Raw genomic sequence first — 19,183 nt, forward strand, 5'->3', positions numbered from 1 at the left:
TCGAGGATTGGGATTTTGTCTTCGGAATCCTTGTCAAAGGCTTCTGGAACATCCATCCAGTTAAGCCCATAACGAACACTTTTGACTTGAGACTTCCAGCGTTCGACTTCTTTTTCCAGTTCGTGGATACGAACCTTGAGACCATCCAATGTTTCTGCCACGTGAACCTCACAGCTAAGGGTGTGCGGCCCTTATTTAGTGCTGTTCGCGTCACGATTTCGAATAAAAAAGCGTGGCGTCGAATGTACTTACCGCAACTGAGGCTCTGGTAAACCTATCTATCAATAAGCACAAACGACCCACGCCCATTGCTGGACGTGAGTGCTCGCCTTATTCTCGATAGATTTGAAATTTACCAGATTTCAGTTGCGAGAATAAGAGCTAACTCTACGTTAATCTCTGTCGCCCCTCGCCTTGCGGCAAAGGGCTATGTCTGCGGAGAATGATAGTAAAGAAAAGATTCCCGGTCAAGCCGAGAATGACGAACTAAGGGAAAAAGGGAAATTTTAGGAATAAGAGACGAAAACATCGTAAGGCGAGTGCTGCGAAAATGCTTGCATTTTCATTGCCGAGCCGAAGATGTTTCTACAATCTCAAAATATCCGGTAGCTCCGAACCATTCGGGACGGGGCTATGTCAATGGGAAATATTATCCCTGACGTCTACGATCGGGAAGATGGCCCGATTCATAAAAGCTGCGTTTATCGTCGTACATACGCTTATCGATGATTTCCAAAATATCGTCGACGCTGTTGTCCTTCAGATTAAAGTAGCCGCTTCCGATGGAAACCGAGAGAGCGTACTTTTTTAAGCTTCGTTCATTGTACAAATCCACATTTTTGCGAATGCGCTTTTCATAGCGTTCCGCAATCCCCGGTAGATCGGAGTTCACAAGAATCACGAATTCGTCGCCCGCATAGCGGATAGCCGTTCCACAAGTGCCCATGGAATCTCGCAAAATTTCCGCCATCGCCGCAAGCGCTTCATCCCCACGAGAATGTCCGTAAGTATCATTGATCAGCTTAAAGTCGTTCAAATCGAGCATCATCATGACAAAGCCACGACGCTTGCCCATTTCTTCCACAACCTTATCCAAATAGTAACGGTTAAAAAGACCCGTCAATTTATCGATGAAAATATTTTCATTTTGCAGGGCAAGGTTCATGCCCGTCACACCGACTGCAATACCGACCCAAATCGTTGAAATTCCATACCACGCATTCTGTACCGCTACGCAAACAAAAACGGGCAAAAAGAACTGCATCACAGGGAAGAATTTAAGACCGCCATTCTGGAAGCGCATGAGCAAATAATAAGCGACGCTATCCAGCATAAAGAGAGCTTCAATCAAATTGTTGATCCAGAATAAAGAACCCCGAGAATAGCGGTTCGTATCGTCCAAGCAGAAAAGAATCGGATAAACAAAATTCAATAGCAACAACAGAAAGCCGAATCCCGACACAACCGCCGTAAAAATCTGCTGCCCCTTCGGAATTCGACCCCCAATATGCTTTAATATCATCATCAGCCACAAAGGCCCAATGAACAGGTTTCCAAGGAAAAGCACAAAATTTGAAGCGTAAGCGACATTTCGGAATATAGTTCCCGGAAGCCCGTCCACCGTAAAAGTGACCACATCAGCAATACACGAAATAAAAATCGTGATAATCATGCCGAGCAGGATTTTATCTTCTTTCCGTTTTTTCTGTAATTTCCACGAACCGCTAAACAAGACATTGAGCATCAAAAAAATGCCCAACGCATCCGCAATATAAATCTCAGGCAAATTAATTTCGTACATGTACCGACCCTTACTCCAATGGAAGCCTCTTCGCCTTCCGGATAAAAGCTAGGGTCTCCCGTTCTCCTTTTTCTCCCAACATATTTAAAAGGAAGAATAATTTCCGATATGTGGAATCGGTCATCTTTTCCCGAGCTGAACTTTTTGTTAGGTAAAGGAACGGATCTTTCTGGGAATAGCTCTTCCCATTGTAGATTTTGGATGCTGCAACGCGGTCACAGAACATTTCCTTGATATAGCGGTCCGGCATATCGACTGGAACGAGTTGTTTTGTCACCAGGTCATAATCGTACCAATACTCAAAATGGTGCTTATTGCGGCCCTTATGATGCATCCAGGCACGGCTGTAACCATAAAAGCGTCGCTCCCCATTATTCGGAGATTCTTTTCCTGTGTAAAACTTGACGCCCGGCAAAAACTCTGTCGGAGAATACTTGGACAGGTCGTGAAACAGGCCTTGAAGTCCGATGCCCGCCTTAAAACAAAGTCGCATGACTTCGTTTCGATGCTTGGTAATCGTGATAAAATGCCCTAAAAAATGCCACATTTAAAGTCCAAAAACACGCACGACCCCAAACAGGACAATGCCCGAATAAACGCCGCCGAGCAAATCGTCCGCCATCACTCCCCAAGCGCCCGGGAAACTTTCGAACTTGTGAATGCCAAGCGGTTTTAGAATATCAAAAAAGCGGAAAACGCCAAAAGCGACAAGCAAAAGCCATGGGTTAGAAAGTATCGACTCCGCCGAAATAAACGCGAGCGCCATAAAGACGCCACAGACTTCATCAATTACAATCCAACCCGGATCTTCTGTCTCCGTATCGCGCATCGCCTTTTTCACAAACGGGATCGCTGCAAAAAAGACGACAAGCGCCGCAAACAAAAAGAATCCGTAAGAGTCGAGAGTTACGCCCTCTTCCGTCCAAGATTCATAACGGAGCGGCCAAAATTCAGAACTGAAAATAGCAAGCGGATAAGCGACAAGCGCCGCGGCAAGGCTGCCATAGGATCCCGGCATTTTCGGGAGCATTCCCGTTCCAAAGAAGGTGCAGATCAAAGCCGAAATTTTATCGGTGCAGCGCCACTGATGCGGCACTTTCGGTTTATGATATTTGGCATGTAATTCTTCTCGGTTCATCACCTTGCAATGTAGAACTTTTTAACCGAACGATTTTTTGAAAAAAAAGGTTCTCCCATCAGAAGAACCCTTTTCAAAAATATGGCTGCCCGGTAAAAGTACGAACCTAAACACCATGTGTTAAATACGCGCCGTTTTCGATGAAAAAAAACTTTTTGCGGGCAGCCCAGACGCGATTTAGCACTTTGCAATCATCACGACCTAGATTTAGGACTGTTGCCCCGTCCGTCCCCTATTCGGAAAAGAAGCTTTAATCATACCCTTTACCGCTTTTTGATGACGACGATTTCGGCGTCAGCGCCGTTCTTGCCATATTCGCTCACGAGAATGTAGCGTTCGTCGCATGCAATTCCAAAGCAGCGTCCTTCGGCACCCTTCTTTTCGACCTGATTGCCCCAGTAGCTGGCGTTATCGTCCAGGAACTTGACGCTGTTGCCGTTAATTTTGTATTCCTGATTGATGAACGCGCCCTGCAACACAAAGAGGTTGTCGATTTTCGGCATGTCCTTGACGCCGAGGGCGTTGACTTCCTCGATGAATTTTTGCTTCATGGGCGAAGTAGCGTGCGGCAGTTGATCCGCGGGGAAGCGCCAGCGCTTGAGCGTCGGGAAATACTTGTGGAGTTCCTCCTTGTATTCTTCGCGGGTGAGGTTCTTGCCGGTATTCTTGTTGAACTCATCGACAAACTGCGAGCAGAATTCAACCATCTGTTCCATGTTGAAGTCGCCGGTGAAGGCACCGTCCTTGTAGCAGTAGATGCAATACTCTTCGTTCTTGCTGCCATCGGCATTCGTACCGAAGATTTCGTTTGTGAGCGGCATTCCGCAGCTCTGACAAAATTGCGTCTCCATAGTTTCTCCTTTTTGTTATATGCACAAATGTACACTATTTTAGATGATTGTCAAGACTTTTTTGCGGGCACCCTAGGCGCGATTTAGCTGGCGAACTTTGCCCTACCACATGGAGAGCAACCTTGACGATGCCAAAAAACGGTAGAAAGCGTTGCAGCGTCCGATAGGGGCATCCTTTTGACCGAAACCGTCTTTTAAGGCGTTCAAAAAATTATATTCTACCCATATGAAAATCTCGGACAAAGCCTTAGGCTACATTTCTTTTGCTATTCTCCTTCTGATTATCGTGGGAGTTTCATTCGGAATGTGGCATGCGCATCAAGAAAGTTCCACCCAGGCAACGATCGACTTCCAGGAACTCGGATCCCTTTCTCCCGAAGATCCGATGACCGAAAACGGCTACCCGATTGGACACGTCGGCGATGTACAGTGGCTCGGCGACCGTTCCCGTGTGACCGTTGTCTTTGACGAACCGATTACCCTGCACGAAGGCACCCGATTTCGCAACGCCGCATTCGCCCTGATGGGGCAGCGCCGCATTGAACTCATTCGCACCCACGAAGGCGAGGTCCTTCCCAAGGATCATGTATTTAAAGGCGAATTCGTTCCGGGCATTACCGAATCGCTTCGCTTTATCACTGAATTGCACGACCAGGCGATGGTCGCCCGAGACGCCGTCCTCACCATCCTTTCGGGAAACGACACATTGTCGAGCGTCACCCAAAAATACCAAGAAGCCATGAAGACGGTCGAAAGTCTGCTCAACGGGCTTGAAAAGACTACGAATGCGACCGGCAAAAAAATCCAAGAAGTCCTCGCCCAGGCTGAAAACGCCTCTGCGACCATCCATAAAACAGCGGACGCCGCCGACTCTACCATCCGTACGATCACAGCCCAAGCCGATTCTTCGATCGCCAAGGCGCACGGAGCCCTGCAGGGCCTTTCTGAAGGCATCGAAAAGATCGAAGCGATTACCCAAGCCGTTGAAACCGATACACTGACGCAGAACCTCTTGAATACGAAAAAAACTGTGGATAAGGTTAACCAGCTCGTCGCCCAAATGAAAAAGCTGATCCAGGCGATTAACACCAAGGGCATCGCCATGTATGACGAAAACGGCAACAAGATTCAGCTTTTGAAGTGGAAGAACCTGAATCTGATCGGGGAAACCGCCCGTGAAAAAGCGAAGAAGCGTCAGGAGAATCAAAAAAATTGAAAAAAGTGAAAATACTTCACACAACCCCCTTGACAAGAAATTCTCGTTTTTTATATTTGGGTCACCACGATGCCTCATAGCTCAGTTGGTAGAGCCCCTGACTGTTAATCAGGTTGTCACTGGTTCGAGTCCAGTTGAGGCAGCTTAAAGGCCCCGAGAAATCGGGGTCTTTTTTTATGGATCAGGCATCAGTTCACACTCCAAGTTCTTACCTCTGAACTAACCGCCAGCGAGCTTGACCGTATAACCCCGCTTTTCGAGTTCCGCCTTGAGGACGTTCCTTTTGTCGCCCTGAATTTCGATCTGGAAATCCTTGACCGTTCCACCGGTTCCGCATTTACGCTTAAGATCGCGCCCAAGGTCCGCCAAAGCGTTTGCATCTAAGTCGACGCCCGTGACGACGCTGACCATTTTATTTCCACCGAGACGCTTCAAAAGGATGCGCACCACGCCATCCGTTTTGGGGCGTTCCGCCACAGGCTTCGGCTGTTCAATTTTGCCTTTTCCCGTCACATAGACGAGGGAAGAACGTTCTTCAATCATAAAATCTCCGTGGAAGGTTTACCTAAAATTAAAAAAAATGGACAGCGCGCCTTTTCGTATCATAGATTTTTAAAGATTTTTCATATTTTATTCTATTTTTGGTATTTTTGATGATTTTTCGTTAATTTTGTATCATTGTTTTATTGCATTTTCATGTTTGAGAGTATATATTCATAAAGGTATGAAAACGGTGATGCAATATTCGGACTTCCGAGACTTTCTGAGGGACTTCTATCAAGAAAGAAAGCCCTATGGATTCTCGTTCCGAGAATTTTCGAAGCTCGCCGGTTACAGCTCCCCCGTTTTTTTGAAGCTCGTGATCGAAGGCAAGGCAAACCTTTCCGAACGAGGAACGGAACGCGTGGCAAACGCAACGGGCCTTGTCGGCGCCGATGTGGAATATTTCCGCATTCTCGTGGCAATGAACCAGAGCAAAAAAGCGGAAGAAAAGAAACTTTTGTTCAAAGAACTCCGATCGATTGCAAAATCGAACAAGGTGAAAATTGTCGGCGAAGACCAGTACGATTATTACGAATCCTGGGTTTCCTCGGTGCTACGCGAAGCTTTGCCTCACATGGCAAAATCCAAGGTTTCCGAAGTCGCCGATAAGCTGATATTCAAAAGTTCCGCGGCAGAGATTCGCAAGTCCATCCAGGTTCTTTTGAACGCAGGTCTCCTCTCTAAAAATGCGGACGGGACCTTAACGCAAACGAATCAAAAAATTTCGACGGGCAATCTGGAAATGCCCTCGCTCGCCGTGCGCGACATGCACCGTCAAATGGGAGAGCTCGCCGTTCAAGCTTTGGCCACGGTTCCCGTAGAAGAGCGCGACATTTCCGGTTTAACGCTCGGCGTCCCTGAAAATATTCTACCGAGAATCCGCGCCGAGATCGCGGAATTCCGCCGTCGCATTTCAAATATCGTCACAGAATCTCCGGAAACCGATCGCGTTTACCGTTTGAATGTGCAGTTCTTTCCGCTGACGAAAAAGCTTTCTTCCTCTGTCGAAGGAGGTGCCGCATGAAGCCGATGAAAGCTCTTTTTGCAGCCCTTCCGATTTTAGGCGCAGGTATTTTCTTCGCCTGTTCCACACATGTGGCCGGCGGAAGTTCCGAAGAGACGAATACGATTGCCGGTACGCTGACGCTTCCAAGCGGAGAAGCCGCAGCCCGCGTCGCTGTGCAAGCTCAGGCAGTCAGCGGTTCGGATTCGACAGTCTACAACGACACGACGAACTCCCAGGGCGAATTTTCGATTTCGCCTAAGGCAAAAGGCGTTTACGGTTTAAGCGCCATCTCTGAAGATTTCGCCTACTACGACACGATTTCTGTCTACGGCAAAACGGTTTCCCGCGATGCCGAACTGACAAAGACCGAAACCCTTTCCGGAAACGTTTACTTGCGCACAAACGAAGCCGCAGTCGGTGCAGTCGTTTCTCTCGCCGGCTCTCCGTGGAAAGCGATTACCGATGAAGAAGGTTCCTTTACGCTCGTGAACGTGCCGCAGGGACAACATTCGATTCAGGTTCTTTCGCCACAGTCGAATTACGTACTGAATCAAACTTACTCGGTGGCAAGCGTTCCGGCTCACTGGATTTTACCGCTGTCGACGGATTACGCGATGGCAGGATACTGGACGTTTGAATCTTTCAACGGTAATACTGCGGCCGATGTCCGTGGCGTTTCGGGGAATGCAGTGCTTTACGGCGAAGCCTCTTTGGAAGCGGGTCGTGATGCGGGCAAGGCGCTCCATTTTAAAAGCGCTAGCGATTTTGCAGTCGTCGAAAACGACAAGGGCGTTCTTGACAGCGCGAAGGCTTTTACCGTCGAAGCGTGGGTGAACATTCAAAATCTGCAAAGCGATTCCGCCTTTGTGAAGAATATCGTCGGAAAGCTCGGATTTAGTGATAGCGCGGTCTTTAGCCTTTCCGTTCTAAAGGATACCTGCGGCATCGAAGGTTCCGCTTTTGGATTCTTTATCGCCCAAGGTTCCGGAGATTCTCTCCGTTGCGAAAGCGCAGCGATTAGCAGGGCCGCCGTTGAAATCGGCTCCTGGACTTATCTCGCGGCCTCGTGGAGCGGCGACTCGGCAAAGCTTTACGTGAACGGCAAGTTCGAAGCTACCGTGGCGACGGATTTTGAAGTTCTCGTCGGAGAAAACGGCATTCCGCTTTACTTCGGCAAGGAAAACTTAAACCTTTTAATTGACGAAGTTCGACTTTCTACAACCGCAATTGAAGAAATTGACGCTCTTTATCGCTATCAAGAATAGGAGGTACCGTATGAAGAACAACGAAGCCGCATACTGCGAAATCAATGATCACGGTCGCCTGCTGACGGCAAACAAGCGTTTCTGCCGTCTGTTCGGATACAAGGAAGAACAAGTCGAATGGCACTATATCCGCGATGTTTTCCGCTACGACCAAGATTGGACTTCGTTCATCCAGAACGCGACGACAAAGGCGTCGCACTTCATTGTGCGCCTCAAGAACCGCAAAGGACGCAGCTTCCTCGCGAGCATTTCCCGCGAAGCCTCCGAATTGAACGGAAAGACAGTTTACCAAAACACCTTCCAAAAGCTCTCGGATATCACGGAAACGGGTAACGAAGAAACGTTCATGGTGGAAGAACCCCTTTATGAAGCTCCGCAAATCGTCGCCCTTTAATTTTTACTGCTAGAAAACTCCCTTCTCGTAAGAAATCGGCCTCCCTCAAGAACCACAGAGGGAGGCTGATTTTTTATCTTTAAGGCGAATCAAAAAATTCACTTGTGAAGAGGTTCCAAATGGCCGAAAAGAAAGGCAAAAAAATGATGTGGGACGGCCGCTTTGACTGCGGAATGGCCCAAAGCATGATCGATCTCAGCTTCAGCTTGGATTTTGACAAGGAGCTTTTGGAAGAAGACATTCAGGGTTCTCTCGGCCACGGAAAGGGCCTTGTGGAATCCAGCGTTCTCACCAAAACAGATTATGCCAAGATTCGCAAAGGCCTTTTGGGAATTCTCGACGACGTTCATGCGGGCAAAAATCTTTGGCTCCCGACGGACGAAGACGTCCACATGGCCGTGGAACGCGTTTTGACGGACCGCATCGGCGATCTCGGCAAAAAAATTCACACCGGCAGAAGCCGCAACGACCAGGTTTCCACGGACTTCAAACTTTACATGCGTCACCGCGCTGCAGAAATCCGCGCTCTCGTAGTTGAACTGCAGAAGAACGTTTTGGACGTTGCCAAGAAGAACTTCGGCAAGATTATGCCGGGCTACACACACTTGCAACAGGCCCAGCCGATTCTCTTCAGCCATTACATGATGAGTCTCTTCTTTGCGCTTTCCCGCGACGTGAAGCGCCTTGACAACTTCCTCGATTTGCACGTGGAACTTCCGCTCGGAAGCGGTGCGATTGCAGGTTCTGCATTCCCATACCACCGTCAGCTCGTCGCAGAAGAACTCGGCTTTGAACGTCCGAGCGCAAACAGCATCGATGCTGTTTCGCACCGCGATATGGCTCTCGAATTTTTGAACGATCTCGCAATCATCGCGAATACGCTCAGCCGCTATGCAGAAGACTTTGTGATTTGGAGCTCTTCTGAATTCGGTTACCTCACCCTTTCCGACGCTTTCTCGAGCGGTTCTTCCATGATGCCGCAGAAGAAGAATCCGGATTCGATGGAATTGATCCGCGGTAAGTCCGGTCGTATGCTCGGCAATTACACGGCGATGTTCACTCTGGTGAAGGGCGCACCGCTTTCTTACAGCCGCGACCTTCAGGAAGACAAGCAGCCGGTCTTTGACAGCACGCACACCGCCAAGGTTCTTCTCCGCGTCATGAGCGAAGCGATCGCAAGCGCCCGCTGGAATTTCGACAGGATGGAAGATCGCATGCTCCCGGCCCTTCTCGCCACGGACCTTGCAGACATCTTGGTGGAAGACGGCGTTCCGTTCCGCGATGCACACCGTATCGTGGGAAGCCTTGTCGGCGAAGCTGCGAAGCTCGGTGAACAGTTCACGGACCTTTCCGATGAAGCGTGGGCTGCCAAGGGCGTGCCGAATCCAAAGGACGTGAAAAAACGTTTGACCTTTGCCTATTCCGTCTCCCGTCGTAACATCGAAGGCGGTACCGGTGCGAACTCTGTAAAAAACCAGTTCAAAAAGGCCGAAGCCATTCTCAAGAAAGAATTGAAGAAGTAATTTTTCAGATTCAACAAAAAGCCCGTCACAGAATAGCTGCCGGGCTTTTGTTTTGCAAATTTAGTTTAGCCTTTGAATACGTAGCCCGCCTTTGTGATAGCGGCTTCGATATCTGCGTCCGAAGGCATTTCCGAAAATTCGATTTCGACGGATTTCTTTTTGTGATTCGCCGTCGCCAACAGGATTCCGGGCAAAGTTTCTAGAGCCTGTTTGACATGGGCTTCGCAATGCGAGCACATCATGCCTTCGACTTTTAAGGTTCGAAAATTCGCCCTCTTCGCTTCCGGATTCTTGAAGAAATTCAAGCGTAGCGCATTCGTCACCACGCAGAAACTCGAAAGGCTCATCGCGAGAGCGGCAAAAGTCGCATTCAAAGTCCAACCGAAAAAGTGGTAGTAGCAGCCCGCCGCAAGCGGAATGCCGATCACGTTGTAAATAAACGCCCAGAAAAGGTTTTCGTGGATGTTCCGAATCGTTTTACGGCTCAAACGAATCGCGGTCACCACGTCACAAAGAGAGCTCTTTACAAGCACCACATCCGCTGCGTCAACCGCCACGTCCGTCCCCGCTCCAATCGCAATTCCCACATCAGCACGAGTCAGCGCAGGCGCATCATTGATACCGTCGCCCACCATCGCGACCTTCGCATTCTTTTTACCGCTTTCCGCAAGTTCTGCCTGGAGCCGCTGAATGACCGCCTCCTTTTCATTCGAAAGAACATCGGCAATCACCTCGTCAATGCCCGCTGTCTTCGCAATCGTCTGCGCCGTCCGCAGATTATCGCCGGTGAGCATCACCACACGAAGGCCCATCTGCCGAAGCTCCGAAACCGCCGTAGCAGAATCCGGCTTCACCTGATCCGCCACCGCAATGATTCCCAAAAAACGTTTTCCCTGCACAAACAAAAGCGGCGTCGCTCCAGCATTCGAAAGAGATTCCACCTGCAAGTCCACATCCTTTGAAAGTGCAACCTGCGATCCTATAAACTTGTGCGATCCGCCGACCAAAAGTTCTTTTTGCCCATCCACAGAAATCTTTGCCGAAAGGCCGTTCCCCGGAAGCGCCGTAAATTCGGAAACTTCGCAAAGATCCACGTTTACGGCCTTCGCCATAATCGCCTTCGCCAAGGGATGTTCGCTTCTCGATTCAAGACTCGCCGCAAGCTTCAAAAGTTCTGCTTCCAATACACCTTCCGCCGGAAGAATCTTTGTAACTTCCGGTTCGCCACGGGTAATCGTTCCCGTCTTGTCGAGCACCACGATTTCGGAGCGGCCTGCTGTTTCTAACGCAGCGGAAGTTTTAAAAAGGATTCCATGCTTTGCACCGACGCCGTTACCGACCATAATCGCCACAGGCGTTGCAAGACCAAGCGCGCATGGGCAACTGATGACAAGCACCGCAATACCGCGAGCAAGTGCAAAACCGACATCGGCACCCACCAAAATCCAAACGCCAATCGTCACAACCGCAATTGAAATCACGACCGGCACAAAAAATCCTGCGACTTGATCCGCAATCTTTGAAATCGGGGCTTTGGTCGCCGACGCCGCCGAAACCATCTGAATGATTTTCGAAAGGGTCGTGTCTTCACCCACACGGGTCGCCTTGCACTTCAAAAAACCGGAGCGGTTGATCGTCGCCGCCGAAACGCGGTCATCGACCGTTTTATCGACCGGAATGCTTTCGCCCGTCAAAGCGGATTCATTGACCGCAGAACAGCCTTCCAGCACAAAACCGTCCACTGGAATGCTGTCCCCCGGACGGACCGCGAAAACGTCGCCCACCTTCAGCTGTTCCACAGGGACAATCCTTTCCTCTTCCCGACCGTTTTCCGTCACCACGAGGCGTGCCGTCTTCGGAGCAAGATCCATCAAACCTTTGAGCGCATTTGTCGTGCGGCCTTTGGAAATGGCCTCTAAAAGTTTGCCCACCGCAATTAAAGTGACGATCGTTGCCGCACCTTCAAAAAAATATGCGCCTTCCCCGCCACGTGTCATCTGGAACAAAACAGCCAGGCTGTACAAATAAGAAACGCCCGAGCCAAGAGCGACCAGCGAATCCATATTCGGAGCCCGGTGCAAAATACCCTTAAAACCGTTCACAAAGAACTTCTGGTGAATCACCAGAATAATACCCGCAAGCGTCATCTGCACAAGCGCAATCGCGACGGTATTCGGCAAAGGCTCCATAAACCAGCGCGGCAGCGGAAGGTCGAACATCATGTGTCCCATGCTAAAATACAACAGCGGAACAAGGAAGATAAGAGAGGCGATCAAGCGCCTTTTGAGAAGGGGAATCTCTTTATTTTCAAGCGATGCCGCAGAAAGCGCGGGAGTCGTTCCCTTCCCCTGGACAAAATCCCCTGCAGGCGTTGCGCCGTAACCCGCCTTTTCCACCGCAGCAATCACATCCGATGAAGAAACGGATCCGTCTACCTGCATGGAGTGCGTCAAAAGGCTCACCGCGCAGGAATCTACGCCGGGGAGCGCCTTGACTGCTTTTTCCACACGAGCGACGCACGCAGCGCAGCTCATTCCTGTCACAGAGTACTTGCCCATTCTAACCTCTAGCGTTCAAGGTTAGCGATCTTCGATCGAAACGACGTTGAAATTGCCCGCATTTTGAACAGCGGAACGGATTTCTTCTTCCGAAACTTCACGGATCGCATCGAGCTTCGCCTCGGCCTTTTTCAGATTCACCTTGGCAGATGCCCCGTTGATTTCATTCAAAGCGTTCTGCACACGAGCCTCGCATTTTTCGCAAATCATGCCCTGAATTTTGATGTTCTTTTTGAAAATGACCGTACCGTCGAGCTTCTTTTCGAGGGCGCAGGATCCCCCGCTGTTAGCGCCGCAGCAAGAGCCTTGGCCCATAAAATGGCGAATGGAGGTGCGTACGGCAAAGAAGATGGCAAGTACAATGATGGTGATAATGATAATGTTGATCATGGTGATTTCCTTGGAAAATTATTTCATCATTTTTTGAAGTGTTTTTAAAAGCTCATCGATAACGGTGTCGTCGCCTTCACGCACATGTTTTGCAACACAAGTGCGAAGATGATTTGAAAGCAACACCTTATTAAACGAATTGAGAGCAGCATTGACCGCAGCGACCTGGGTCAAAACGTGTGTACAATAGGCGTCCTTTTCGATCATGCCCTTGATGCCCTTAACCTGACCTTCGATTCGGTTCAAGCGGGCCATCAACTGCTTGACTTCTTCAGGATCTCGATGTTTTGTCTTTTTCATACCTACAATATAATACCCCCAAGGGGTATATTGCAAGGGGCACAAAAAAACTCCCGAATGCGGGAGCGATTCTCGTCCAATCGAAGTCTTTAAGCTCGAAACGGAATTTAACGGCGTTTACGATCCTGCGGAGCGAGGCGTTCCGTGATCTTGGAAAGGCTGTCGTAGAGTTCAAGGAAGTCTTCCACCCAAATGGCATCGCGTTCGCCGACTAAGGACAGCGCATTTTCAAGCGTGTGTTCTGCATTATACAGTCCCACCACAGCACCCGTCGGAGAATGTCCAAAACCCGAAGCATGTTGGCTGTAAAGAATCATCGCGGCGCGCGCACGGTAAGAACGATGCAAACGGGAAACCAACTGCGAACGAAGCGAAAAGAGTTCCGAATACGCCTTGTCAAACTTACCTTGCGAAAGAAGTTCCTTGGCACGTTCCATGTTGTGCGAAAACGAAATGCGTTCCGCCACCGGAATCAGGTAATTCTTAGCCGCAAGAGAAGCCTGCAAACGAGAAATTTCCTTTTCGATGGCAGAAACATTCCAAAGCGAAACCTTTGCCGGCGCGGGCTTTGCCGTTCGGGAGAGTTCCTTTTCGTGCTCATCGACCCAACGGTTCAAACGCACAATCATTTCATGCGCTTCATCCTTTCCACCGACCGCAATGTAATCGCCAATGCGTGACAGCGAAAACTCCGCATAAGCCAGACGCCAATACGGCAAGCGATCCTTTTTACGGAGCTCGTCTACTTTGCCTTTTAAGGCAATATATTCAGCGTCTAACGCTTCGCTCATTTCTGCACAACCTCAGCCGCTTCTGCCTTACGGATCGGCGTAATGCCGATTTCCACGCGGCGGTTCAAACGGCGATTTTCTTCACTCGTATTCGGCACGCGCGGATGGAAAGGTCCAAAGCCCGCGGCAAAAATACGTTCACCCGGAAAGCCTTGGTTGATCAAAGTCTTGACCACGTTCACAGCGCGTTCCGTGGAAAGGTTCCAGTTCGTGTAAGTCGGAGAATTCGTCGGCGTGTCGTCGGTAAAGCCGGAGACCATGATGGCGTCACCGGTATCGAGTACGTCTAGCAAACCTTGGCCAATCGATTTAATGATACCCACGCCTTCGGCAGTCAAATCAGCTCCGTTACGCGGAAAAAGGAAGGACGCCTGAATCTGGATGTTTCCATTTTCGAGTGCGATAATTCCCTTTTCGAGAGGAGCCTTCAAGCTCTGAGAAAGCAGCGCGTTGCGTTCCTTGGCAACACGGCGCATTTCTTCTTGACAGCTCACGACTTCTTGTTCGGTACGTGTCAGCGCTTCCGCCTTCTTTTCTTTCATCGTCGTCATGGCGACAAAGGCAAGAATGAAGAGGGCGAGAAGGCCTGCCGTCAAGTCCGTAAAAATCAGCCAGTGGCTATCTTCGCGACGCTTCGCCATAGATTAGTCCACCTTCTTAGGAGCCTTCTGAACCTGATCCAAGATTTCCAGGAGAATTTCCTGGGTCTTCAACGCGTTTTCAAGCAGCACTTCGCCAGAGCGTTCCTGGAAGGACTGTAACGCGGTGTTCAGCTGTTCGATAAAGTTCTGTTCGTTTTCGCGTTCCGGCACGTCGCCCGAAAGCTTCGAAAGCACCGCTTCGATGCCCTTGCCGAACATTTCGAGGTTTGCCGCAAATTCGGACTGATTCACACGCATGAGCGTTGCCGCTTCCGCAATGTTCGAACCGAGCGCTTCCGTCGATTCGTTTTCCTTCACCACGCGGTTGTCGATACCGGTGATAAGCGCCTGCTGAGAAGCGACAAGAGATGCAGAAGACTTGGCGAGCTCTGCGAAAGAGGTCTGCACCTTCTGCGAAAGGTTTTCGATTTCGGAAGTGACCGTATTCGAAAGCCCCACCGTGGAATCGTTCGCCTTGGAAGCCACCTCTTCTGCCACAGAGCGGAGCACTTCGAGACCCTTCTGTTCGGCTTCCGCGACTTTTTCGGTCGAAGCCTTGAGAGAATCCATGAAGGCGTTCCACTGTTCGCCGGAATTTGCCATCTGCGAATCGAGATGCGTGGAAATGGAATTGGCAACGCTCGAAGAGAGATTCGAAATTTCTTTTTCAAGACCATCGACAACGCCCGATTCGATTGACTTGACGCTCGTCGAAAGTTTCTGCATTTCTTCGGAAAGGCCCGAAGTCACCTGAGAAAGGGAATCGCGGAGTTCTGCAGACGCTGACTTGCCCGAAGCGACAATGCCTTCCGCAGCGGCCTTCTGCACCGCAGAGAATTCTTCCGAAAGCTTTTGGACCGCAGCCTGCATGCCTTCGAGAGCCGCCTTCTGAGCAATCGCCAGATCCTGCATCGCCTTTTCACCGAACTTCGAAACGCTATCCGTAAAGGACTGCTGCAGCTCGGCAAGATTCTGTTTCTGAGCCTGTTCCATCGAAGCGAGACTTGCCGACAAAGACTCGGAACGAGACGCTTCCGCAGCCTTCGAAGCTTCGACCATGCTCTGGAAATCCGCCGCACGGGCCGTATCCGAAGACTTTACCGTATCGATCAAACGACGGATTTCGTTTGCCGCCACATTTTCAGCCGAAGCGGTCTTCGGGATCAAATAGAAGAGCGTAAATTCATCGAGTTCCGCCATCAACTTTTCATGATCCGATTCATAGGAAGAGTGGATGGAGCTCAAGACCAAGGAAGCAAACAGACCGCAAAGGGAAGATCCGAAGATGCCCTTCATACTCGCAAAGATGTTCTGAATAATTCCGAGCGTCGTTTCGGAAGTCGCATTCGTATCGATTGCAGAACCCGCCGCATTGATCGAAAGCATCAAGCCGAAGAATGTACCCATCAAACCGAGAAGCACCACGACGCCGCTATGGCTGTGCACGGTTTCTTCTTCCTTCGAAGCCCACGTCGACTTGAGAAACGGAAGGTCCTGCACCGTCACCACGACCTGTTTCTGCGAAAGGGTCTTGAAAAAGCGCACACGAGAATTCAAAATGCCTTCGCCTTCCACATCGGAATCCGCAGGAACATTGCCTGCGTTATAAACTTCAACAAGTTTTTTCACCTGTCCCCGTTCTACATCTGTCGCACGGATTTCGCGGAAAATATTCCACGACGTCAGAAGGTAAATTGCAAAAATCGCAATCATGATGAGCCAGCCAAAAAGCGGGGCTCCAAAATAGACAGCGCCAATCGCAAGAACGACTGCACCGATCAGGGAAATGATGAGAGTCCGAGAAGATTTTGTCATTGTTATCCCACGGTTTTATGAGTAAAAAGATCCAACTGACCACGCGAGAATCCGCGCAGATATAAAAGCCATTTTTCAAGGTACCACTTACCGATAAAGAGCGTTAAGCCCTGAGCGTAATCACAGAAGTCATCGGTAAAAGCGAGGAACGCATTTTCGTATGCGATGTTCGCATTGTTTGCGCCCACATTCTTTGCACAGGAACGAGCCGTGTGAAAGTGACGTTTGTCACGGGGCGGTTTGAATTCCACCATAAATCGGTTACGGGAAACGCCCGCCAAAGACGCACGCAAGCGAGATGTCAAAGCGTATTCACTTGAACGCAGAGCCGCTTCCAGAGCGGGCAAAATCTTGGAAGACGCATCTACCGCGCTTTCCTTGTACCACAAGCGAGAAAGCTTATCCTGCATATGTTCTACACGGCCCGAAAGGTTCACGAGCAATTTTTCTGCATCCCCCACCATCAAGTGAATCGTTGAGAAATACAGGTTGCGAAGTTTTTCCGCCGTCGCCGTATAGTACCAGCCATTGTCGTCGCGCAGAATGTACTGGTTCTGCGAAAGCATACGGGTGATTTCTTCCGTTGCAAAGCGCTGGATCCACTTGGCACGGAATTCTTCAAATTTTTGGCGATATTCGTCGAGAATAATCGGAAAGTCTTCGGCTGCGATTTTCCAAGCGATCTTGCCGTTTGAAATCATTTCGCTGCCCGACATCATTTCTTCCGGATTCGCTTCGGCAGCGTCCAAATGTTCGTAAAGCGCAATGGACCAGCGGATATCCATCGCCTGAGAAAGGTTTGCCAGTTCCGATGCACGGTCCAAGCGGAAGCCTAGACCGAGCAAACTCGTCCCTGTCATCTTTCGAATCGCTCTACGAAATTTTTCTTCCACGAGTCGTTATCCCCTTAAAATCCCGATTCGATTCTCTGCCAAACGCTTCTAGAAACCTTGCGACCCTTGCCAGCAAGATCGTCGGATTCCTTGCGGACGTCCGCTTCCAGGTTGTTCGATATGGACTTTGCTTCACCGTCGAACGAGGTTCCCTTGTAAAGATAAAGTCCAAAAACGTTTTCGTGTATTTTCGTATTTCTAAAACGCACCGAGCCGACGCCCACCGAAAGAGCGAAACGGTTGCGTTTGAATTCACAGCCGACCAAATCGAAATTCGGGGAATTTTCCACCCAAAGTCCGTAATAGTTATTCACAAACTTCACGTTTTCAAAAAGACCCTGCGAACGGATGACCGTGTTGCGGAAGGAATTTTCCACCCGCAGATTTTTGACATAGAAATAATTTTCACCCGTCGAAAAATACAAGCCGTTCCACGATTCCGAGGAATCCGCATTCATAAAGGCGACCGGCTTTTGCACCGTTCCTTCTATACGCACCGTTCCGCGCAAATAAAGCTTGGCGTAACCGCTAAAAAAAACTTCCACGCCCGGCTCAATCTGAAGTGTATCATCCATGCCAAGCACAAAGCTCGTTTCCAACACATACGGAGACGAAACCTCGGTCAAAACCACCTTGTGATGCTTGATCGCCGGGAACGGAGTCACCGCGAACGTTGCACCGAAAAGGCAAAGGAATGCAAGAAGGAATCGTTTCATTCGCGAACGCTCCTCAGCGTGATCTTTTGACGCACACGCAGATCCGGAATGGTATCACCATCCTTCTTTTCGATGACGCGAACCTTTCCTTCAATATCGAGTTCCCCTTCTACAACCTTACCAGCGGCAATATCAAAGAGAATCGTGCCCGAGCCCAAGACAAAGTCCGGGCTTTCCATGATCTGCGCGTCGTCTTCACTGTTCTGCTTGTAACGCACATTCATGCGAAGCTTTGCAATTTTTACGCCGTCCCGGTCAAAAACCTCTTCCAGCTTGAACCATTTGTAAACCACGCTCTGCTTGTTGTTGTCGTCCGTCAGCATCTGCTGGCGTTCCCAGGTATCGCCCACCGCAAGCGGACTGGACGGCAAAACAGGTTGAACCTTGAGAAAGATGCGACGGATATCGATATCGCCGACATCCGGCAGCGCGACCATTTCGTCGAAACGAACCGAGCTCATTTCCCCGTCGCTTCCCATCTTGTATTGCACCAGCTGAGTCTTCAAATAACGCTGAATGTGATCCGTTTCTTCCACCGAGCGATTGTCCGACGAATAGTTCGCAGAATCCACTCGCAACATAAAGCGACCTGTGCCATCATCATAAGCGGCGAGCAGTTCCGAATGCACCAGAACCTCGACTTTTGCTGACATCGACTGTTGCATTTCGACCGGCACGTTTTTCGGCACATCCAACAGCACGTGCAATGAACTTTTCAGTTCATAATTTTCTGGCGTCGGATTCTGGGTATTGAAACCGAGAGAAATAGACTTATCTTCGCAAGCGACAAACACGGTCAAGAGCGAAAATAAAAGAGACAGGAGCGCAATACGGTTCATGTCTTAAAAATAAATTAAGAAATGGATTCTTTTGGAGGCTTTGCGCCGGAATCACCCTTCTTTAAGCGCATTTCCATAAAAAACGCCTTGAGGATGCCCAAACATTCTTCCGCCTTCACGCCACCTGTCACCTGGACTTTTTGGCCAAGCGCATTGTTCGTGATAACGTCAATGGTCGTGCCGCAGCCACCGAAGCGCGTATCGGGAGAACCGTACACGATTCGGGAAATTCGGCTGTTCAAAATTGCGCCCGCGCACATGGGGCAAGGTTCAAGCGTCACATAAAGAGTCGCACCGGAAAGACGCCAGTTTTCAAGAGCCGAAGAAGCGGCTCCGATTGCCAAAACTTCCGCATGCGCCGTCGCATCTTTTAAGGTTTCCACCTGATTGTAACCTCGAGCAATGCAACGTCCGTCTTTCACAATTACGCATCCTATAGGCACTTCGCCCAGGTCATAAGCACGTTCGGCTTCACGGAGAGCCGCTTCCATCCAACGGATATC

The 19,183-nt window shown here is 49.8% G+C and carries 20 protein-coding genes and 1 tRNA gene; 6 read left to right on the forward strand and 15 right to left on the reverse strand.

Going from position 1 to position 19,183, the window contains the following annotated elements:
• Positions 1 to 649: 649 nt before the first annotated feature.
• The 4 genes from MR847_RS03450 to MR847_RS03465 all read right to left on the reverse strand — a co-directional run bounded on the left by MR847_RS03450 (position 650) and on the right by MR847_RS03465 (position 3,790).
• Positions 650 to 1,744, reverse strand: a complete 1,095-nt coding sequence (locus MR847_RS03450) for a GGDEF domain-containing protein (RefSeq protein ID WP_287722950.1) — start codon at positions 1,742 to 1,744, stop codon at positions 650 to 652.
• A 67-nt stretch (positions 1,745 to 1,811) separates the two neighbouring features.
• Positions 1,812 to 2,348, reverse strand: a complete 537-nt coding sequence (locus MR847_RS03455; RefSeq protein ID WP_106519586.1) for a DUF5662 family protein — start codon at positions 2,346 to 2,348, stop codon at positions 1,812 to 1,814.
• Positions 2,349 to 2,939 carry a phosphatidylglycerophosphatase A family protein gene (locus tag MR847_RS03460; protein WP_100425935.1) on the reverse strand — a complete coding sequence of 197 codons (591 nt, stop codon included), beginning with the start codon at positions 2,937 to 2,939 and terminating at the stop codon, positions 2,349 to 2,351.
• A gap of 263 nt (positions 2,940 to 3,202) precedes the next feature.
• Positions 3,203 to 3,790 carry a zinc ribbon domain-containing protein gene (locus MR847_RS03465; RefSeq protein WP_287722951.1) on the reverse strand — a complete coding sequence of 196 codons (588 nt, stop codon included), beginning with the start codon at positions 3,788 to 3,790 and terminating at the stop codon, positions 3,203 to 3,205.
• Positions 3,791 to 4,094: 304 nt separating this feature from the next.
• Between MR847_RS03465 and MR847_RS03470 the strand changes: the two genes are divergently transcribed.
• Positions 4,095 to 5,006, forward strand: a complete 912-nt coding sequence (locus tag MR847_RS03470; protein WP_287722952.1) for an Mce/MlaD family protein — start codon at positions 4,095 to 4,097, stop codon at positions 5,004 to 5,006.
• A gap of 70 nt (positions 5,007 to 5,076) precedes the next feature.
• Positions 5,077 to 5,149 (forward strand) — tRNA-Asn (locus MR847_RS03475).
• Positions 5,150 to 5,225: 76 nt separating this feature from the next.
• Here MR847_RS03475 and MR847_RS03480 read toward each other — a convergent pair.
• On the reverse strand, positions 5,226 to 5,549 hold the full coding sequence (locus tag MR847_RS03480; RefSeq protein ID WP_106519582.1) for an SUI1 family translation initiation factor: 324 nt from the start codon (positions 5,547 to 5,549) through the stop codon (positions 5,226 to 5,228).
• 181 nt (positions 5,550 to 5,730) lie between these two features.
• On the opposite strand from MR847_RS03480, the gene MR847_RS03485 reads away from it, so the two are divergent.
• From MR847_RS03485 to argH, 4 genes are all read left to right on the forward strand, one after another.
• Positions 5,731 to 6,573, forward strand: coding sequence for a TIGR02147 family protein (locus MR847_RS03485; RefSeq protein WP_287722953.1), 843 nt, complete (start codon positions 5,731 to 5,733; stop codon positions 6,571 to 6,573).
• A complete protein-coding gene (locus MR847_RS03490; RefSeq protein ID WP_287722954.1) occupies positions 6,570 to 7,820 on the forward strand; it encodes a LamG-like jellyroll fold domain-containing protein in 1,251 nt (416 codons plus the stop codon). The genes MR847_RS03485 and MR847_RS03490 overlap by 4 nt, the downstream gene beginning before the upstream one ends.
• Before the next feature lie 10 nt (positions 7,821 to 7,830).
• Positions 7,831 to 8,214, forward strand: a complete 384-nt coding sequence (locus tag MR847_RS03495; protein ID WP_287722955.1) for a PAS domain S-box protein — start codon at positions 7,831 to 7,833, stop codon at positions 8,212 to 8,214.
• 119 nt (positions 8,215 to 8,333) lie between these two features.
• Positions 8,334 to 9,737: an argininosuccinate lyase gene (gene argH, locus MR847_RS03500; RefSeq protein ID WP_287722956.1), complete on the forward strand. Its 1,404-nt coding sequence runs from the start codon at positions 8,334 to 8,336 to the stop codon at positions 9,735 to 9,737.
• A 65-nt stretch (positions 9,738 to 9,802) separates the two neighbouring features.
• Here the strand turns inward: argH and MR847_RS03505 are convergent, their stop codons facing one another.
• From MR847_RS03505 to tadA, 10 genes are all read right to left on the reverse strand, one after another.
• Entirely contained in the window at positions 9,803 to 12,295 is a 2,493-nt protein-coding gene (locus MR847_RS03505) for a heavy metal translocating P-type ATPase (RefSeq protein WP_287722957.1), read from the reverse strand.
• 21 nt (positions 12,296 to 12,316) lie between these two features.
• Positions 12,317 to 12,685 carry a heavy-metal-associated domain-containing protein gene (locus MR847_RS03510; protein ID WP_106519577.1) on the reverse strand — a complete coding sequence of 123 codons (369 nt, stop codon included), beginning with the start codon at positions 12,683 to 12,685 and terminating at the stop codon, positions 12,317 to 12,319.
• 18 nt (positions 12,686 to 12,703) lie between these two features.
• On the reverse strand, positions 12,704 to 12,985 hold the full coding sequence (locus MR847_RS03515; RefSeq protein ID WP_100425925.1) for a metal-sensing transcriptional repressor: 282 nt from the start codon (positions 12,983 to 12,985) through the stop codon (positions 12,704 to 12,706).
• 107 nt (positions 12,986 to 13,092) lie between these two features.
• Positions 13,093 to 13,776, reverse strand: a complete 684-nt coding sequence (locus tag MR847_RS03520; RefSeq protein ID WP_106519576.1) for a hypothetical protein — start codon at positions 13,774 to 13,776, stop codon at positions 13,093 to 13,095.
• Positions 13,773 to 14,417: an OmpA family protein gene (locus MR847_RS03525; protein ID WP_100425923.1), complete on the reverse strand. Its 645-nt coding sequence runs from the start codon at positions 14,415 to 14,417 to the stop codon at positions 13,773 to 13,775. The genes MR847_RS03520 and MR847_RS03525 overlap by 4 nt, the downstream gene beginning before the upstream one ends.
• A 3-nt stretch (positions 14,418 to 14,420) precedes the next feature.
• Positions 14,421 to 16,232, reverse strand: a complete 1,812-nt coding sequence (locus MR847_RS03530) for a hypothetical protein (RefSeq protein ID WP_287722958.1) — start codon at positions 16,230 to 16,232, stop codon at positions 14,421 to 14,423.
• 2 nt (positions 16,233 to 16,234) lie between these two features.
• Positions 16,235 to 17,125, reverse strand: a complete 891-nt coding sequence (locus tag MR847_RS03535; protein WP_100425921.1) for a hypothetical protein — start codon at positions 17,123 to 17,125, stop codon at positions 16,235 to 16,237.
• A 14-nt stretch (positions 17,126 to 17,139) separates the two neighbouring features.
• Positions 17,140 to 17,841, reverse strand: a complete 702-nt coding sequence (locus MR847_RS03540; protein WP_100425920.1) for a right-handed parallel beta-helix repeat-containing protein — start codon at positions 17,839 to 17,841, stop codon at positions 17,140 to 17,142.
• Positions 17,838 to 18,680, reverse strand: coding sequence for a hypothetical protein (locus MR847_RS03545; protein WP_100425919.1), 843 nt, complete (start codon positions 18,678 to 18,680; stop codon positions 17,838 to 17,840). The genes MR847_RS03540 and MR847_RS03545 overlap by 4 nt, the downstream gene beginning before the upstream one ends.
• 14 nt (positions 18,681 to 18,694) lie before the next feature.
• A complete protein-coding gene (gene tadA, locus MR847_RS03550) occupies positions 18,695 to 19,171 on the reverse strand; it encodes a tRNA adenosine(34) deaminase TadA (protein ID WP_100426830.1) in 477 nt (158 codons plus the stop codon).
• Between the last annotated feature and the right edge of the window lie 12 nt (positions 19,172 to 19,183).

The organism is Hallerella sp. (assembly GCF_022776125.1).
In the GTDB taxonomy this organism is placed as follows: Bacteria; Fibrobacterota; Fibrobacteria; order Fibrobacterales; family Fibrobacteraceae; genus Hallerella; species Hallerella succinigenes.

What these genes read in the sequence shown, in the direction of transcription:
- MR847_RS03515 (WP_100425925.1), bottom strand. Translation starts at nt 12,985, where the DNA reads ATGAAAAAGACAAAACATCGAGATCCTGAAGAAGTCAAGCAGTTGATG.
- MR847_RS03455 (WP_106519586.1), bottom strand. Translation starts at nt 2,348, where the DNA reads ATGTGGCATTTTTTAGGGCATTTTATCACGATTACCAAGCATCGAAAC.
- MR847_RS03450 (WP_287722950.1), bottom strand. Translation starts at nt 1,744, where the DNA reads ATGCTCAATGTCTTGTTTAGCGGTTCGTGGAAATTACAGAAAAAACGG.
- MR847_RS03510 (WP_106519577.1), bottom strand. Translation starts at nt 12,685, where the DNA reads ATGATCAACATTATCATTATCACCATCATTGTACTTGCCATCTTCTTT.
- MR847_RS03520 (WP_106519576.1), bottom strand. Translation starts at nt 13,776, where the DNA reads ATGAGCGAAGCGTTAGACGCTGAATATATTGCCTTAAAAGGCAAAGTA.
- MR847_RS03490 (WP_287722954.1), top strand. Translation starts at nt 6,570, where the DNA reads ATGAAGCCGATGAAAGCTCTTTTTGCAGCCCTTCCGATTTTAGGCGCA.
- MR847_RS03495 (WP_287722955.1), top strand. Translation starts at nt 7,831, where the DNA reads ATGAAGAACAACGAAGCCGCATACTGCGAAATCAATGATCACGGTCGC.
- MR847_RS03505 (WP_287722957.1), bottom strand. Translation starts at nt 12,295, where the DNA reads ATGGGCAAGTACTCTGTGACAGGAATGAGCTGCGCTGCGTGCGTCGCT.
- MR847_RS03540 (WP_100425920.1), bottom strand. Translation starts at nt 17,841, where the DNA reads ATGAAACGATTCCTTCTTGCATTCCTTTGCCTTTTCGGTGCAACGTTC.
- MR847_RS03485 (WP_287722953.1), top strand. Translation starts at nt 5,731, where the DNA reads ATGAAAACGGTGATGCAATATTCGGACTTCCGAGACTTTCTGAGGGAC.
- MR847_RS03480 (WP_106519582.1), bottom strand. Translation starts at nt 5,549, where the DNA reads ATGATTGAAGAACGTTCTTCCCTCGTCTATGTGACGGGAAAAGGCAAA.
- MR847_RS03470 (WP_287722952.1), top strand. Translation starts at nt 4,095, where the DNA reads ATGTGGCATGCGCATCAAGAAAGTTCCACCCAGGCAACGATCGACTTC.
- MR847_RS03530 (WP_287722958.1), bottom strand. Translation starts at nt 16,232, where the DNA reads ATGACAAAATCTTCTCGGACTCTCATCATTTCCCTGATCGGTGCAGTC.
- MR847_RS03545 (WP_100425919.1), bottom strand. Translation starts at nt 18,680, where the DNA reads ATGAACCGTATTGCGCTCCTGTCTCTTTTATTTTCGCTCTTGACCGTG.
- MR847_RS03525 (WP_100425923.1), bottom strand. Translation starts at nt 14,417, where the DNA reads ATGGCGAAGCGTCGCGAAGATAGCCACTGGCTGATTTTTACGGACTTG.
- argH (WP_287722956.1), top strand. Translation starts at nt 8,334, where the DNA reads ATGGCCGAAAAGAAAGGCAAAAAAATGATGTGGGACGGCCGCTTTGAC.
- MR847_RS03465 (WP_287722951.1), bottom strand. Translation starts at nt 3,790, where the DNA reads ATGGAGACGCAATTTTGTCAGAGCTGCGGAATGCCGCTCACAAACGAA.
- tadA (WP_100426830.1), bottom strand. Translation starts at nt 19,171, where the DNA reads ATGGAAGCGGCTCTCCGTGAAGCCGAACGTGCTTATGACCTGGGCGAA.
- MR847_RS03460 (WP_100425935.1), bottom strand. Translation starts at nt 2,939, where the DNA reads ATGAACCGAGAAGAATTACATGCCAAATATCATAAACCGAAAGTGCCG.